The sequence below is a fragment of the Microbacterium sp. 2FI genome, assembly GCF_005502885.1.
Lineage (GTDB): Bacteria > Actinomycetota > Actinomycetes > Actinomycetales > Microbacteriaceae > Microbacterium.
Map to the genome: position 1 here is coordinate 14,352 of NZ_SCMR01000022.1, position 15,486 is coordinate 29,837.

At 70.9% G+C, this 15,486-nt stretch carries 15 protein-coding genes; 8 read left to right on the plus strand and 7 right to left on the minus strand.

What is annotated here, in order from left to right; genetic code table 11:
- Nucleotides 1–3: 3 nt before the first annotated feature.
- From FFS15_RS15310 to FFS15_RS15330, 5 genes are all read right to left on the minus strand, one after another.
- On the minus strand, nt 4–1,212 hold the full coding sequence (locus FFS15_RS15310; RefSeq protein ID WP_137845914.1) for an alanine racemase: 1,209 nt from the start codon (nt 1,210–1,212) through the stop codon (nt 4–6).
- 8 nt (nt 1,213–1,220) lie between these two features.
- Nucleotides 1,221–2,195, minus strand: coding sequence for an ABC transporter permease (locus FFS15_RS15315; RefSeq protein WP_212743177.1), 975 nt, complete (start codon nt 2,193–2,195; stop codon nt 1,221–1,223).
- Nucleotides 2,192–3,121 carry an ROK family protein gene (locus FFS15_RS15320; RefSeq protein WP_137845915.1) on the minus strand — a complete coding sequence of 310 codons (930 nt, stop codon included), beginning with the start codon at nt 3,119–3,121 and terminating at the stop codon, nt 2,192–2,194. Before FFS15_RS15320 ends, FFS15_RS15315 begins: the two co-directional genes overlap by 4 nt.
- Nucleotides 3,118–4,164, minus strand: coding sequence for an aryldialkylphosphatase (locus tag FFS15_RS15325; protein WP_137845916.1), 1,047 nt, complete (start codon nt 4,162–4,164; stop codon nt 3,118–3,120). Before FFS15_RS15325 ends, FFS15_RS15320 begins: the two co-directional genes overlap by 4 nt.
- A 73-nt stretch (nt 4,165–4,237) precedes the next feature.
- The gene (locus FFS15_RS15330; RefSeq protein ID WP_137845917.1) at nt 4,238–5,371 is read right to left on the minus strand and encodes a substrate-binding domain-containing protein; all 1,134 of its coding nucleotides are present in this window, start codon (nt 5,369–5,371) and stop codon (nt 4,238–4,240) included.
- A 178-nt stretch (nt 5,372–5,549) separates the two neighbouring features.
- Between FFS15_RS15330 and FFS15_RS15335 the strand changes: the two genes are divergently transcribed.
- The 8 genes from FFS15_RS15335 to FFS15_RS15365 all read left to right on the plus strand — a co-directional run bounded on the left by FFS15_RS15335 (nt 5,550) and on the right by FFS15_RS15365 (nt 13,475).
- Nucleotides 5,550–6,743, plus strand: coding sequence for an ROK family transcriptional regulator (locus FFS15_RS15335; RefSeq protein ID WP_171013232.1), 1,194 nt, complete (start codon nt 5,550–5,552; stop codon nt 6,741–6,743).
- Between the two features lie 41 nt (nt 6,744–6,784).
- A complete protein-coding gene (locus FFS15_RS15340) occupies nt 6,785–7,039 on the plus strand; it encodes a type II toxin-antitoxin system prevent-host-death family antitoxin (RefSeq protein WP_137845919.1) in 255 nt (84 codons plus the stop codon).
- Nucleotides 7,036–7,431, plus strand: coding sequence for a PIN domain-containing protein (locus FFS15_RS15345; RefSeq protein WP_137845920.1), 396 nt, complete (start codon nt 7,036–7,038; stop codon nt 7,429–7,431). Before FFS15_RS15340 ends, FFS15_RS15345 begins: the two co-directional genes overlap by 4 nt.
- Before the next feature lie 74 nt (nt 7,432–7,505).
- Nucleotides 7,506–9,839, plus strand: coding sequence for a phosphoribosylformylglycinamidine synthase subunit PurL (purL, locus tag FFS15_RS15350; protein ID WP_137845921.1), 2,334 nt, complete (start codon nt 7,506–7,508; stop codon nt 9,837–9,839).
- Nucleotides 9,840–9,988: 149 nt separating this feature from the next.
- The gene (locus tag FFS15_RS15355) at nt 9,989–11,488 is read left to right on the plus strand and encodes an HNH endonuclease signature motif containing protein (RefSeq protein ID WP_137845922.1); all 1,500 of its coding nucleotides are present in this window, start codon (nt 9,989–9,991) and stop codon (nt 11,486–11,488) included.
- A gap of 106 nt (nt 11,489–11,594) precedes the next feature.
- Entirely contained in the window at nt 11,595–11,732 is a 138-nt protein-coding gene (locus FFS15_RS18695; RefSeq protein ID WP_171013233.1) for a hypothetical protein, read from the plus strand.
- Between the two features lie 50 nt (nt 11,733–11,782).
- Nucleotides 11,783–12,538 (plus strand): hypothetical protein, encoded by a 756-nt coding sequence (locus FFS15_RS15360; RefSeq protein ID WP_137845923.1) that lies wholly within the window; start codon nt 11,783–11,785, stop codon nt 12,536–12,538.
- Between the two features lie 22 nt (nt 12,539–12,560).
- Nucleotides 12,561–13,475 (plus strand): hypothetical protein, encoded by a 915-nt coding sequence (locus FFS15_RS15365; protein WP_137845924.1) that lies wholly within the window; start codon nt 12,561–12,563, stop codon nt 13,473–13,475.
- Here FFS15_RS15365 and FFS15_RS15370 read toward each other — a convergent pair.
- Together FFS15_RS15370 and FFS15_RS15375 are read right to left on the minus strand one after the other, a co-directional pair.
- Complete coding sequence (locus FFS15_RS15370; RefSeq protein WP_137845925.1) at nt 13,464–14,576, minus strand: 1-acyl-sn-glycerol-3-phosphate acyltransferase; 1,113 nt, start codon at nt 14,574–14,576, stop codon at nt 13,464–13,466. The genes FFS15_RS15365 and FFS15_RS15370 overlap by 12 nt on opposite strands.
- Complete coding sequence (locus FFS15_RS15375; protein WP_137845926.1) at nt 14,576–15,427, minus strand: patatin-like phospholipase family protein; 852 nt, start codon at nt 15,425–15,427, stop codon at nt 14,576–14,578. Before FFS15_RS15375 ends, FFS15_RS15370 begins: the two co-directional genes overlap by 1 nt.
- Nucleotides 15,428–15,486 lie beyond the last annotated feature (59 nt).

A 15,486-nucleotide genomic window follows, 5' to 3' on the forward strand; every position in this document is an offset into this window, starting at 1 on the left:
CTCTCAGGAGCGGAGCTCGGGAATGGGGTGGGGTGAGCCGTCGGCGGACCACACGCCGGCGACGCGGGGGCTGCCGGTGCTCACCCCGCTGATCGCGGCGGTGAGGGCGCGGGTCACGAACACCTGCGGGCGGAACCCGAAGATCACGCAGTCGCCGACGCGGCTCTCGGCCTCGTCCATCGGAATGGTGGCGTAGTAGTCGATCGCCTCGGCGGCCGGCATCTCGACCGGGAGCGCCGGGTGGGCTGCGACACCGGTCGTCCCGGGTCGCACGACGATCGCACGGGTGGCCGCGTCGCCGAGCACCGGGTCGACGTACAGGCCGCCGCCGAAGACGTACGCGCGGTCGTCGTAGGCGTGCGAGACCTCGCTGACGTAGGCGATCGCCGGCTCTTCGACGAGGTCTTCGACGGCGTGGAGCGGGGTCGTGCCGGTGAGCCCATGACCGGGCTCGACCTGCGTCACCCCGGCCTCGGCGAGGCTCTCGAGCACCGACTGCGACGTGGTGCCGGGGCCGTTGACCTGCACGTCCGTGCGCCCGGCGGCGGCGAGCGCTGCCGCCGCACGCCGCAGCGTCTCGCGGTTGGGTGTCGCCTCGGCACGGCCGCTCGCGCGATCGAAGAGCGTGGCCGGGAACGTCGTGATGCCGGCGAACCGCACCCCGGGGATCGCGTCGATCCGATCGGCGACGCCGGCGATGTCGGCGGCGGGGAAGCCGCCCTCGTGGCCCGGGTAGAAACGGTCGCCCGGCGCGTGGATGCGCACCAGCACGTCCTGCACGCGGCCGATCGCGAGGGCCGCGCGGCCCGCCTCTTCGGCCTTGCGGGTGTTGAAGACGGTCCAGTAGAGCGGACGGAGGGATGCCGCGGCATCCGTTTCATGCCGGGGGATCTGCACGAGGTGCCCGATGTGGCCGACGCCGAGCCCGCCGTTGTGGGCGGCGATCGCGCACGCGAGATCGACGCCCACCGCGTGGGTGATGCCGTTCGCGGCGAGGGTGCGCGAGACGTCGGGATTGCGGCCGATCTGCTTCGTCATCGCGAACGGCGTGAGCCCGAGCCGCGCGGACTCGTCGGCGAATCCGCGCGCGTTCCGGGCGACGGCATCCAGGTCGATCGCGTACGTGTTCGCGGGCAGGTCGCCCGTCGCGTGCAGCGCCGAGATCGCATCGAGGAACGCGGGGTTGCGCCGCGCGAGGAGGGAGAGGAACACGGATACTCCTAGCTGCTCTTCTTGGCGCGGAGCGAGAACGACACCGCGATGAGGATGATGACGCCGCGCACGATCATCTGCTGCGACACGTTGAGACCGGCGATGATCAGGCCGTTGTTGATCATCGTCATGAGGAGGGCGCCCATGAGCGCGCCGACGACGGCGCCCTTGCCGCCGAACAGGCTCGTGCCGCCGACGATCGCGGCCGCGATCACGGTCATGAGGTCGGTCTCGCCGAGCGTGTAGCGCGCGCCTTGGAGGCGCCCGGCGTAGAGGAGGCCGGCGAGGGCTGCCGCCATCGCGCTCCCCACGAACACCATGAGCTTGACCCGGTTCACCCGGATGCCGCTCACCCGCGCGGCCGAGATGCTGTCGCCGACCGCGAGGACGTGGGCGCCGTAGCGGCGCTGCCGCAGGAGGTGCCAGCCGACGAGCACCGCGCCGAGCGTCCACCACAGGAGCACGGGAACACCGAGCGTTCCGCCGCCGAAGATCCAGACGAAGACGTCATCGGTCACCGGCACCGACTGCAGGTCGGTGAGCTGGCGGGCAAGGCCCGCGACGATCCCCATCGTGGCGAGCGTCACGAGGAACGAGGGGAGCCGCACCCACGTCACGAACAGGCCGTTCACGAGCCCGACGAGGGCGCCGACACCGAGACCGGCGAGTGCGCCGATCCACCACTGGCCGGTCGCCTGCAGCGCGACGGCCGCAGAGAGCGCCGACAGGGCGACCGTCGAGCCGATCGAGAGGTCGATCTCGCCCGTCGACAGCACGAACACGAGCCCGATCGCCATGATCGCGATCGGCGCCGACTGGATCACGATGTTGGTGAGGTTGGCGGGGTTGAGGAAGTACGGCGTCTGGGTGATCGCGAAGAAGGCGAACACCAGCGCGAAGCCGATGTAGACGACGTAGTTCGACCAGTTCACGGTCCTGAGCCGCTCGGCGATCGCCGGCGGTGACGCAGTCATGGTGCTCATGCCGCTTGTCCTTTCGCGGGTATGTCGGAGGGGGTGTGCTCGCGGGCGAGACGGGCCGCGCCGAAGACCGGCGCGAGGGCGCCGAGGGTGCTGTGCCGCACCGGAAGATCGCCGACGCCGAGGCGCAGCATCCATTCGCGGGTGCGCTCGAGGAGGTCGGTGCGCGAGCCGATCCCGCCGCCGAGGACGACGAGCCCCGGGTCGAGGATGCTGCGGACCGCGGCGATCGCGGTCGCGATCCACCGCGCCTCGTCGTCGACGACCCGGATCGCCGTGGCATCGCCGTCGGCGGCGAGGCGGAAGACCTCGCGCGAGGAGATGTCGGCTCCGGAGAGCTCGCGGTAGCGCGCGACGATCGCGTCGCCGGCGACCGCCTCTTCGAGCGCTCCGCGGCGGCGGCTCGACTCCCGAAGCGGATCGGTGCCGAACGGCAGGAACCCGATCTCACCGGCCGCGCCTGACGCGCCGCGCACGAGTGAGCCCCGGGCGATGATCCCCATGCCGATGCCGGTGCCGACGGTGATGACGACGAAGTCCTGGTGCTCGGCGCCGACGCCCCGTTCGAGCTCGCCGAGGGCGGCGACGTTCACGTCGTTGTCGAGGACGACGGGGTGCCCGAGCAGGGTGGCGAGGCCGATGCCGAACGCGTCACCGGTGCCCTCGAGATTCGGAGCGAGCGTGAAGCCGTCGCCCTGCGTCGCGCCGGCACCGCCGATGCCGGTCGCGGCGATGGCGCCGGCATCCGTCCCCGCCTTCTCGCACACGAGCGAGACGACCCGAGCGATCTGGCCGCTCACCGTCGTTCCCGCCTCATGGGTCGGGATCGACGCCTCGGCGATCAGGGCTCCGGTGCCGTCGACGAGCCCCGCGTGGATCTTCGTGCCGCCGAGGTCGATCCCGACGACCGGGCCAGTCGCGCCGCTCATGCGGTGCCCTGCGTGAGGAGAGCGCGCGGGTTCGCACCGAGAAGCTGGTCGACGAGCGCGGGATCGAGGCCCTCGTCGATCGCGAGCGGCAGGAACACCGCGGCGAGATAGCCGTAGCCCCAGCGGCCGTGCGTTTCGGGGTTGAGGTACACCTCGGCGCCGGTGAGGTCTTCGCTGAGGTGAAGCTGCGACGCGTAGCCGCGCTCGGTGAGGGCGACGAGGTTGCGGGCGCGCGCGAGATCCGAGCGGAAGTAGGCGCGCTTGGCGTACTCGCCCTCGGCGGGCTCTGCCGGCAGCGGCTCGAGCACGAAATCCCAGTGCTGCTTGCCGATCGTGTCGAACGCGATGCCGACGCCGGTGTCGAGCACGCGCACGAGGGTGTCGAGGTCGGGCTGGATGTCCATGTGCCCGATGACCACGCGCGAGAGGTCGGCCGACTCCTCGCGGAGGATGCCGACCTGCTCCATCGCCATCGTGCCGTGGGTGGTGTGGGTGACCAGCGCCACGCCGGTCTCGACCTGCGCGCGGGCCGCGGCGCGCAGGCACTTCTCTTCGTGCGCGGTGATCTCATCGAGCCCGGTGGCCTGCTCGCCGAGGATCCCGGCGCGGACGCCGGTGGTGCCGATGCCGACCGTGACGTCGCGGACGAAACGCTCGGTGAGCTCTGTGACGGTGAGCTCGTGCGTCCACTGCGGGCTGAACGGCTCGAGGTAGACCGAGCTGCCGGCCACGATGTGCACGCCCGACCGGCGCGAGATCTCCTGCAGCAGCAGCACGCTGTCGCCGGATTCATCGCGACCGACGACCCCATAGGGGCTCAGGTCGACGACGGTGTCGATGCCGTAGCCGGCCAGCGTGGCCAGCGCCCCGACCGCGCGCTCGATGACGTCTTCCTGCGCGTACTCGGTCTCATCGGCGCCGATGGGTGCGCCGCCGCTGAGCCAGGGGCCTGGGACGAGAGCGCCGAGGTGCTCGTGGTGGAGGATGCGCCCCACCGCGCTCGGGGGGAGCGGACCGAGGACGGTCTGGATGAATGCGGCCATGATGCTTCCTTGACGTGGTGCCCGTCGCGGGGACTCCGAGATTCCTCGAGGGGTCCCCGCGACGAGGGGGTGCTTACTGATCGGTGACGCTCGAGGGCGGCTCGGTGCCGTAGTCGGCCATCCACCCCTCCTCGAGATTGTCCGCCGTGACGGCGATCGGCGTCGAGGCGACGAGCTCGGGCGCCTCCTTGCCGAGGAGGCCGTAAGCGCCCGCGATCGCGAGTCCTTCGCCGATGCCGATCGCGCCGTTGCCGACGAGGCCGATCACGTTGCCGCCGCCCGCCATGTCGGCAGCCAGCGTCGCGTCGAGGTCGTTCGTGACGACCTTCACGTCCGCCCGGCCGGCGTCGCGGAGGGCTGCGACGACGCCCTGTGCCGCCGTCGCCCACGGCACGTAGATGCCGGTGATGCCGGGGTTGCGGGCGATCAACGCTGCCGCGATCTCCTGGGTCTTCGCCTCGTCGGTGAAGCCCTCCTCGGCGACCACATCGATGTCGGGGTAGAGGAAGGCGGTCCAGTCGAGGAACGCCTGATCGCGCTGGTTGGTGAACCAGAAGTCGGCGTCATGGAACATGTAGGCGACCTCGCCCTCGCCGCCGAGCGCCTCGCCGAGCAGCTCGGCGTTGATCTGGCCCGCCTCGGCCAGGTTCTCGGTGACGATCGAGACGAACTGGTCTCCGGCGGTGTAGTTCGCCGGCGGCGTGGTCATGATGACGAGCTTCGCACCGCTGTCGACGGCCGGCTGGAAGGTGGCCTCGGCCGAGACCGGATCGACGGCGATCGTGACGATCACGTCGGGGTCGAGGGCGAGGACGGTGCCGAGGTTGTTGGCCTGCGTCGCGGCGTCGAAGTTCGCCTGCGTGCTCGCGACGACCTCGATGCCGAGGCGCTCGAACTCCGCCCGGGCGCCGTCTTCGACCGCGCTGACGAACTCCGACGAGGTGTGCCACACGAAGGCGGCGGTGTACTCGCCCGCGGCGACCTCGGCCGACTCCTCGTCGGTGAGCGACAGTTCGTCGAGGAGTCCGGGGATCTCGCCGTTCGGTCCCACGAACTCGAGGCTCGGCTCGGCGGCCGGAGCCGCGGACTCTGCCGGGGTGTCGTCGCCGGCCGAGGCGGCCGTGCAGCCGGTCAGGGCAAGGGCGCCGACCGCTGCGCCGACGATGGCGAGGCGGAGGCGACCGCGGCGTGCTGTGCGTGTGGTCATGAGATTTCCTCTCGGGTGGATGCTGCGGGTCGGCGGGATGCCGGGTGGATTGTTCGTCAGTTTGATTGCAGTCTGCAACCAAAGTCAAGAGAAATCTTGCCGATTCGGGAATCGGGCTCCCTGCGCGGCGCCCCTGACCGCTATGTTTGAGCCACCACTGCACAGAAAGGCGGTACGTGTGTCGGTCGACATCCGGACGATGAACCGCACCGCCGTGCTCACCGAGCTGGCGCGCCGTCGCCCCTCGTCACGACGGGACGTGGCGGCTGAGACCGGCATCTCGCGGGCGACCGTGAGTCGCGTCGTCGAAGACCTGATCGCCGAGGGGATCGTCGTCGAGGGCGACGAGATCGTCGTCGCCGGCCAGGGTCGCCGTGCCCGCGAGCTCGACCTCCGGGCCGAGCGGGCATACGCGGTGGGCGTCGATCTCGGCGCCAGCAACACCCGCATCATCGTCGCGGATCTCGTTGGGCGCCCGGTCGCGGCCGTCGAGCTCCCGACGGCCGCCGATGCCGACGTTCCGGCGCTCGCGGACTGGCTCGGCGACCTCATCGTCCACACGGCCGGCGACCACTGGCCCGCTGTCGCCGCGGTCACCCTCGGGCTTCCCGGTGCCGTCGCGCAGGAGACGCGGGTGGTCTCGAACGCCCCGAACCTCCGCCAGGTCGAGGATCCCGCCTTCCTCGACGCTCTCGAGCGCAGCCTCGAACGGCCGCTGCTCGTCGACAATGACACGAATCTCGCCCTCCTCGGCGAGCGCCGCTTCGGTGAGGCGCGCGAGACGCCGTCTGCCGCGATGGTGACGCTCGGCGCGGGACTCGGCGCCGCGCTGTCGGTCGGCGACACGATCCTGCAGGGCCGCCACGGGCTCATCGGCGAGTTCGGCCAGCTGCCCGTCGGGCCGCTCGGCACGCGGCTCGAGCTGTTCCTCACCGGGCCCGGCATCCTGCGCCACGCGGCCGACGCGGGGGTGCACCTGCAGAGCCCCGCCGAGCTCTTCGATCCGGCGCGAGACGCCGCCGACCCGTTGCGCGCGCAGTTCGACAACGCGCTGCTCATCGTCCTCACCGCGATCGTGGTCTCGAGCGAGCCCGACGTCATCGTGCTCGGCGGCGGGATCGCCCGCTCGATCGCCGGCGACCTGCCGCGCTACGAGGCCTCACTCGCCCGCAGCCTCCGCTTCGCGCCGCGCCTCGCGCTCCCCGCCCTCGGCGATTACTCGGGGGCCGCCGGCGCGATCGTCGCGGGGCTCGGCGCGATCCTCGCCGACCTGGGCGTCCGCTCCGTCGGCGCAGCCGACGTGCCCGGCGGCGCAGCTCTCGACCTCGCGTCCGTCACGGCCGCGCTCGCTGCGCAGCAACCTGGCAGGTGACCTGGCTAGCAACCTGGCTAGGTCGGGCGTAGGATGCCGCCATGGCGGCGTACAACATCCTCGAAGCGCGGAACAACCTGTCCCGGCTGATCGCCTCGGTCGAGTCCGGTGCCGAGGTCACCATCACGCGGCGCGGCAAGCCCGTCGCGCGGATCGTCCCCGTCGAATCGGGTGACGCAACTGCTTCGGGCAACAGGCTCGCCGAGTTCTTCGCCACATACCGTCCGCCGACGGGCGGACGCACGAGCGACGAGATCGAGGCCGGGATCCGCGAGATGCGTGAGGCCGGTGCGTGATCTATGTCGACACGTGCCTCGCGATCTACGCGATCGAAGACCCAGGGCCACGCGGAAGTCGTGCTCGGGCGCTCTTCCGGAATCCCGTGATGCCATTCGCGTTCAGCCCACTTGTGATGATGGAGGCCCTCGTGGCGCCGATTCGCTCGCATGATGACCCCGTCATCGAGGCGTACCACCGGCTGTTCACCGGTTGGGACATGGTCGCCGTCGACCTCGACGCCTACATGCGCGCCGCGGAACTGCGCGCGGCATCGCCCGGACTCAAGACCGTCGATGCCCTCCACCTCGCGGCAGCCGAACTCGCGGGGTGCGAGGAACTGTGGACGAACGACCGGCGCCTGGCTGCAGCATCCGCCGGTCTCGCCGTCGACGTCATCGGCACCTCGTAGCGGGGCGGGCGAAGGCGAGAGCCCCGGATAGACTTGTGCCGTCCGGCATCCCTCGTTCTCTGGAGCTCAGCCGCGTGACCAATCCTTCTCAGACCTCTGTCGCCGACACCGTCGAAAACGCCGCCGCCACGCCCGAGAAGGAGCAGCCGTATGCGGCGCTCGGGCTCAAGCCCGACGAGTACGCGCAGATCCGCGAGATCCTCGGCCGCCGCCCCACCTCGGGCGAGCTGGCGATGTACTCCGTCATGTGGAGCGAGCACTGCTCGTACAAGTCGTCGAAGATCTACCTCCGCAAGTTCGGTGAGAAGGTCTCGGACGAGATGCGCGAGCGCCTCATGGTCGGCATGGGTCAGAACGCCGGCGTCGTCGACATCGGCGAGGGCTGGGCGGTCACGTTCAAAGTCGAGTCGCACAACCACCCGAGCTACATCGAGCCGTTCCAGGGCGCCGCGACCGGCGTCGGCGGCATCGTCCGCGACATCATCTCGATGGGCGCGCGCCCGGTCGCCGTGATGGACCAGCTGCGCTTCGGGGCGATCGACCACCCCGACACCGCGCGGGTCGTCCACGGCGTCGTCAGCGGCATCTCGTTCTACGGCAACTGCCTCGGGCTCCCCAACATCGGCGGCGAGACCGTCTTCGATTCGGTCTACCAGGGCAACCCGCTCGTCAACGCGCTCGCGGTCGGCGTCCTCCGCCACGAAGACCTCAAGCTCGCCAACGCCACGGGCGCCGGCAACAAGGTCGTCCTCTTCGGCGCCCGCACCGGCGGCGACGGCATCGGCGGGGCCTCGATCCTCGCCTCCGACTCGTTCGACAGCACCGGCCCGACCAAGCGCCCGGCCGTGCAGGTCGGCGACCCGTTCGCCGAGAAGGTGCTCATCGAGTGCTGCCTCGAGCTGTACCGCGACGAGCTGGTCGAAGCGATCCAGGATCTCGGCGCTGCGGGCATCTCGTGCGCGACGAGCGAGCTGGCCGCCAACGGCGGCTCGGGCATGCGCGTGGACCTCGAGAACGTGCTGCTGCGCGACCCCACGCTCACGCCCGAGGAGATCCTCATGAGCGAGAGCCAGGAGCGCATGATGGCGATCGTCGCCCCCGAGAAGCTCGACGCCTTCCTCGCGGTCGTCGACAAGTGGGACGTCGAGACGAGCGTGCTCGGCGAGGTCACCGGCGACGGACGCCTCCAGATCTTCTGGCACGGCGAAGAGATCGTCAACGTCGACCCGTCGACGGTCGCCGTCGACGGCCCCGTCTACGATCGCCCCGTCGCGTACCCGACGTGGGTCGACGCCCTCCGCGACGACTCGGCCTCGGCGCTCACGCGCGCGGTCGACCCCGACACGCTCCGCCGGCAGTTCCTACAGCTGGTGGCCAGCCCGAACCTCGCCGACACCGCGTGGATCACCAACCAGTACGACTACTTCGTGCTCGGCAACACGGCCCTGTCGTTCCCCGACGACGCGGGCATGATCCGCGTCGACGAGCAGTCCGGTCTCGGCTTCGCGATCGCGACCGACTGCAACGGCCGCTTCTGCCAGCTCGACCCGTACGAGGGCGCCAAGCTCGCCCTCGCCGAGGCGTACCGCAACGTCGCCGTCACGGGCGCGAAGCCCACCGCCGTCACCGACTGCCTCAACTTCGGCAGCCCCGAGAACCCCGAGGTCATGTGGCAGTTCTCGCAGACCGTCGACGGCCTGTCTGACGGCTGCCTCGAACTCGGCATCCCGGTCACCGGCGGCAACGTGTCGTTCTACAACCAGACCGGCGACCAGCCGATCTTCCCGACACCCGTCGTGGGCGTCCTCGGCATCATCGACGACGTCGCCCGCCGCATCCCGTCGGGCTGGCAGGATGCCGGCGAGAACGTGTACCTGCTGGGCGTCACGGCCACCGAGCTGAGCGGCTCGGCGTGGGCCGGCACCGTGCACGGCCACCTCGGCGGTCGCCCGCCGGCGGTCGACCTCGCCAACGAGCGCAAGCTCGGCGATCTGCTGCACGCGGCATCGCAGCAGTCGCTCGTCTCGAGCGCGCACGACCTGTCGTCGGGCGGCCTCGCACAGGCACTCGCCGAGGCGGTCATGCGCTTCGGCGTGGGCGCTCGTGTGTGGCTGGGCGAGATCATGGAGCGCGACGGCGTGGATGCTGCGACCGCCCTCTTCTCCGAGTCGACCGGTCGCGTCATCGTGAGCGTGCCGCGCGAAGACGACGTGAAGTTCCGCGGACTCTGCGAGGGACGCGGCTACCCGGTGCTGCGCATCGGCGTGACCGACCCGGCCGCCGACGGGGACGAGCCGGCGCTCGAGGTGCAGGGCGTGTTCACGGTGCCGCTGCGCGAACTGCGCGACCTGTCGACCGCGACGCTGCCCGCAGCCTTCGGCCCGGTCATCGCCGAGCCCGCGGTCTGACGCCGGCGCCCGGGCTCTGGGTGAGCGCGACGTTCTCGAGGAATGCAGCGTAGCGCGAGGCCCGAACCGTTACCTCTTCGTGACCTTTACGTGCTTCACGGCCCGCTGATCAGAGCCGGAATGTCGGAACCCCTTCGTATCTTTGTTCTATGAGGTTCTCGGCAGCAACGTCTCCCGCAACGCGGCTGACCGACGCTGCTGCGCGCATCTCCCAGCGGCTCGGTGATCCCGGCATCGACATCCAAACTCTCGAAGACGAAGAGCTGCTGGGCCTGCTCGCTGACGCTGCCGACACGCGCAAAGCGCTCGAGCTGATCGTGGCCGCGGCGTCGACCGAGGTGTCGCGCCGCTCATCGCGCGACCTCGGGTACGAAGGCCTGGCCCAACGCAAGGGTCTGCGCACGGGAACGGCGCTCGTTCAGCAGATCACCGGACTCGCCCGCGCCGACGTCGTTCGCGCCGTCGAGGCGGGTACCGAACTCGCGCCGGTCGCACCGGTCGCACCGGTCGCGCCGGTCGCGGAGGGGGTGGATGCCGCGACCCCCGCCCCTGCGACTTCCGCGGCGTGGCTGCAGCGACTGCGCGACGCTCTCGCCGCCGGGGCTCTGTCTCAGGCGCAGTTCCAGGCGATCCGCGCCGGACTCGGCGAGCCGCCGGTCGAGCGCTACCCCGAGCTCGACCCCGACTTCCTGCCGCAGGCGTGGGGGCGCGCCGTGGAGCTGCTCCTCGACGAGGCCGCCACGCAGGCGGTCGAAGACCTGCGCAATCAGGCGCGCGTCGCGCGCGATCGGCTCGACCCGGTCGGGGTGACACTGCGATTCGAAGAGCGGTTCGCGGCACGCTCGTTCCGCACCTGGACGGACGCACAGGGGCAGCGTCACGGGCACATCCTCTTCGACGACGAAGCCGGCGCGTGGGTCGACGCCCTGTTGCAGGCTGCGCTGCGTCCGCGCCGCGGGCCACGATTCGTCGGGGCGGATGCCGGTGACCGAACCCGCGCGGCAGAATCCGACGAACGCACGAACGAGCAGCTGCAGTACGACACTCTTGTCGCCGTATTGCGCACCGGCGCCAACGCCGACCCTCAGCAGGCGTTCGGCGATCGGCAGCCGGGCGTGCGCATCATCGTCGACTCGTCGGCGATCACCGACGGCGACGAGCGAGGTGCAATGACCCTGACGCGCGTCGGGCACTGCGAAGACGGAGGCGCGGCGATTCCCGCAGGTGTTGTAGAGGCCCGGCTCTGCGATTCCGGCGCCGTCCCGGTGTTCTGGAACACCGATGGCCGACCCCTCGACATCGGCCGCGAGCTGCGGCTGTTCACCCGCAAGCAGCGCATCGCAATCGGTGCGCGCGACGGTGGCTGCATGTGGCCGTCGTGCGCGGCGCCGATCTCGCAGTGTGAGTTCCATCACCTCGACCATTGGTGGGAAGACCACGGGCGCACCGACGTCGATGACGGCATCCCGCTGTGCCGAAACTGCCACCTCCGCCTGCACAATCAGGGTTGGCGGATTCGCCGGACACGCGATCCCGTGACCGGCGCCGACACCTACTGGCTGCATCCACCTCCGGATCCCCTCACGGGCGAGATGGTCGAACCCACCAGACTCGTCTCGAAGTCACCGCGTCGTTTCGAAGCGGCGTGAAGTGCGACCGGTGTGAGCTGACGGGCGGCGTGAACTGCCGGCGGCTCGGCGACGGAGTCTCAGCGCGCGGAGGCGACCTTGGGGCGACGACCCTAGACTGGACCCCATGGCGCCGGACGACGAAGAATACAGCGGTTTCAACGACACGCGGCAGAAGCGCATCAAGGTCGTCGCCTGGGTGACGATCGTCGCCCTGATCCTCGTCGGCGGCGGCGCCACCGTCTTCGCACTGCTCTTCGGCTGAGCCCGCCACCGTCGGGGGCGCCCGTGGGTGACCGGCGTTAGCATGGCAGGGTGGAGCCCTTCCTCCTCATCCTCGAGACCTGGTGGTGGACGGTTCCGGCCGCCGTCGCCGCCGGAGCCGGCGCTTACGCAGGCCTGACGACGCGCAGTCGTCGCGCGCGGCGTCTCGAACTCGACGCGGCCCGCCACGAGCATGCGCTCGCCTACCGGGCACTCATCTCGTCCCGCGCCCGCGTCAGCGAGGCCCAGGCGAACGTGCTCGCTGCCCGCGCGCAGTCCGGAGCCCCGGCGTTCGGCACAGCTGTGCTGGGAACCGCGGCGATGAACGACGCCCGGGCGCGGATGCAGGAGGCCAAGCGCGCCGAGAAGGCCGCAGCGCTCGGCCTCCGCGCCGCGCGCGCCCGCGTCAAGGCGGCCAGCGTCCAGTACCACGGCACCCGCGCGTCCGATCCCCTGCCGATCGCCACGCTGTTCGCCGCCCACAACGCCGTCACCGCCCGGTGGCTGGCGTACGAGACAGACCCGGCGAAGGCGCTCGCCTTTCCGCAGATGCTCGATTCGCGGCATCCCGCCACCGTCGCGTTCCTCCGCGCGCAGCGCGCGGCGCAGGACGCACGACCCGCTTCCGAGCGTGACCGGATCCCGCCCGAGCAGTACGTGCGCTACCGCGAGGCGGTGCGCGCACTCGAAGTGGCCTTCGACGAGGCCGAGTGGCAGGCCGGTGCCGCCGAGCGCCCGGCTCCGGCGCGCATCGGGATGATCCCGCTCCCCGGCTGGTGGATGCCGCGGCCCCCGCTCTCACGCTGAGGCGTGCGGCTAGCATGACAGGGTGGGGGAGTTCTTCACGTTCCTCGGGAACTACTGGTGGCTGGCATTTCCGCTCTTCGGAGTGCTCGCCTCGGTCGGCGGCGCCTGGGAGCGCAGCGCCCGGCGCCGGCACAAGCGCCGCCTCGAGGTGTTGCACGCGAAGGCCGAGCTGAAGGCGGCGCAGGCGGCCGCGCGCGGTCGTACGGGTCCGCTGCCGGTCTCGCCACCGACGGCGGCGACGCCGATCGCGGCGGCACAGACCGGTCCGGTGCCGCAAGCGTCAGCATCCGCCCCCACCGGCACGCAGCTCGAGCGCCTGTTCGCCGCCCACGACGCCGTGACCGCGCGCTGGCTCGAGTACGAGCTCGACGTCGGCCGGATCATCGCGTTCCCGGCGATGAGCGACGGCCGCCAGCCGCTGACGGCGTCGTTCCTGCGCGCCAAGCGCATCGCCGACGGCCTGCGCCCGGCATCGGCGAAGGCGCGACTCTCGCGCGAGCAGCTGACCGAGTACCGCAACGCCGTCGCCGATTTCGAGGTCGCGTTCGACGTCGCCGAGCGCGATGCCCGGCGCATCCGCGACTCGTCGTTCACCGACGTCGAGCGCAAGCGCCTCGACACCGCGAAGAAGCTGCTGACCGTCGCGATCGATCAGGCGGCGACGCCTGCCGAGCGTCAGGTGGCGTACCGGCGCGTGCGCGAAGAGCTCGACGGGCTGATTCTGCTCCCCGACGAGGCGATCGAGGTGCTCGAGAAGAAGGTCTCGCTCGAGCTCACCACCGGAGTCCAACAGGTGCCGCCCGCCGCGGCCGCCCCACCGACGACCCCGACCCAGACCGGCCCACCCGCGCCTGCTCCCGCTCCGTGGCCGGTCCCGGCGCGCGGAACGGGCGATGCACCGCCGCCCCGCACTGCTCCGCCCGTTTCACCCTCCTGAGTCCGTCGCGTCGCCCGCCTCGGGCTGCGCTTCGTCGACGGCATCCCGCGAATGGATGCTGACCCACGCGTCGATGCGCGCGAACCAGTCGTAGAGCCACGCCTCCTGCTCCGCGCGATCCGCGGGGATGTCCTTCCGCGGGATCCGCCACGCGTGCAGGGTGATCTGCTTGTCCATCGGCAGGGCCCGCCAGATGTCGCGGACGGTGATGAGGTCGTCGAGGCCGGCGTGGGCGATGAAAACGACATCGGCGTCGGGCGACGACGCGAGCGCGGCGTTGATCCCTCCCGGCTGCGGCGCGAGCACGTGTTGGAGCGCCTCGGCTCGCAGTGCCAAGGTCTCGTTGCCGCTCACGCGCAGCCGATCGATGCGGCTGAGGCGCCGGGACACCGAGAAGTTTCCGCCCTCGGGGAAGATCACGAACGCGTCGTCGGGCCCCAGACCCTGCGCGAGGTCGGCGATCTGCGCGGTGATGGGATGGGCGCCCGTCCCACGGGTGCGGGTGGCCGAGAATCCGGTCGGCGTGATGAACCGGGTCGGCAGCCGGTTGAGCAGCACGTCGATGGCCGGATCCCACTGCATCGTGTCCTTCAGCACGATGCGCGGGCGGCGCCCGACCTGGTTCATGAGCGTGTGGACGAGGATGAACGAATCGCCGGGGCCGGCGTGCCGGCTCGCGACGACGAGCGGCGCGCCGGCGCGGAGGAGCTCGTCGAACGCCACCGCCTCGCCGTCGGACGCATCCTCCGCCTCGACAGTGATCGTCAGGCGCAGCACGGCGCCGAACAGCCAGAACAGCACGCGCAGCCCGAATGCGGCGATGGCATAGTGCGCCCGCACGAACCCGGGCTTGCGAAGCGCGTACCCGAACCCGGACGCGATCCACATCACGAACAGGATGATCAGCAGAATCGCGTCCCACAGCAGGTACAGCGCGACCAGCAGCAGCGCGCGCGGCCAGCGGAATCGACGGGGGATGAACGACGCCACCAGGATGATCGCGATCAGCAGCGGCGGCATCAGCCCGATGAACAGCGGTGCGGCCACCACGACGAGCGGCGCCAGCACGAGGCGGCGCACCCAGATCGGCGGCAGCCCCATCACTTCTCCGAGCCCCGGTCGTCGGCGCGGTGGTCGAGGCCGGTGAGGAACTCACTGCTCGCCTCGTACGCCTGATCGATCCGTCGCCGCACGGTGTCCATACGGCGGTACGACCGCAGCGAGTCGTCGCCCTCGAGCGAGCCGCCGCTGGGCAGCACGTGCAGAGCGACGCCGTCGGGCAGATTCGCCGTGTCGCGCGCGAACCGGTGCCGGCGGGCGACCTCGAATGCGACGCGCGCGGTGTCGACGGCCGACGACGGTGCGACCAGCGGCGTCTCGATGCGGCCGACCTGCAGCACGTAGATCGTGCTCGCCCCGACCTCCACCGCCTGCTCGATCGGGATGGAGTTCACGATCCCGCCGTCGATGTAGTGCTCGTCGCCGATGCGGGTGGGCGGCAAGAGGCCCGGCACCGAGGCAGACGCGAGGATCGCCTCGATGAGGGGGCCCGATTCGAACACCTTCTCGGCGGCACGCTCGATGCTCGCCGCCACAACCCGCAGCCGCACCGGCAGGTCTTCGAACCGGCGATCGGCGCCCAGCGCGCGTTCGAGGAGGTGCCGCAGCGGCCGGGGCGAGTTGAGGTGGGTCTTGGTCTTCACGAGCCGCGACAGCTGCGTGAACAGCGAGTCGCCGTAGACGGCGTTGGCCTCGGGCGACATCCACGCGTCCATGAGGGCGTCGATGACCCCCGGCGTCGGGTCGCTCGCCACCAGCGCGCCGTTGATCGCGCCGATCGAGGTGCCCACGACCACATCTGGGCGGATGCCGCGCTCCAAGAGCGCCCGCAGCATGCCGATCTCGACGGCACCACGCACGCCGCCGCCGCCGAGCACGAAGGCCACCGGCATCCGTCACCTCCTCGTTCGATCCCGACGATAGTTGACAACGCGCCCGATCCTGTTGCATG

What these genes read in the sequence shown, in the direction of transcription:
- FFS15_RS15370 (WP_137845925.1), bottom strand. Translation starts at nt 14,576, where the DNA reads ATGGGGCTGCCGCCGATCTGGGTGCGCCGCCTCGTGCTGGCGCCGCTC.
- FFS15_RS15330 (WP_137845917.1), bottom strand. Translation starts at nt 5,371, where the DNA reads ATGACCACACGCACAGCACGCCGCGGTCGCCTCCGCCTCGCCATCGTC.
- FFS15_RS15320 (WP_137845915.1), bottom strand. Translation starts at nt 3,121, where the DNA reads ATGAGCGGCGCGACTGGCCCGGTCGTCGGGATCGACCTCGGCGGCACG.
- FFS15_RS15325 (WP_137845916.1), bottom strand. Translation starts at nt 4,164, where the DNA reads ATGGCCGCATTCATCCAGACCGTCCTCGGTCCGCTCCCCCCGAGCGCG.
- FFS15_RS15315 (WP_212743177.1), bottom strand. Translation starts at nt 2,195, where the DNA reads ATGAGCACCATGACTGCGTCACCGCCGGCGATCGCCGAGCGGCTCAGG.
- FFS15_RS15375 (WP_137845926.1), bottom strand. Translation starts at nt 15,427, where the DNA reads ATGCCGGTGGCCTTCGTGCTCGGCGGCGGCGGCGTGCGTGGTGCCGTC.
- FFS15_RS18695 (WP_171013233.1), top strand. Translation starts at nt 11,595, where the DNA reads ATGGCGCCGGACGACGAAGAATACAGCGGTTTCAACGACACGCGGCAG.
- FFS15_RS15355 (WP_137845922.1), top strand. Translation starts at nt 9,989, where the DNA reads ATGAGGTTCTCGGCAGCAACGTCTCCCGCAACGCGGCTGACCGACGCT.
- FFS15_RS15340 (WP_137845919.1), top strand. Translation starts at nt 6,785, where the DNA reads ATGGCGGCGTACAACATCCTCGAAGCGCGGAACAACCTGTCCCGGCTG.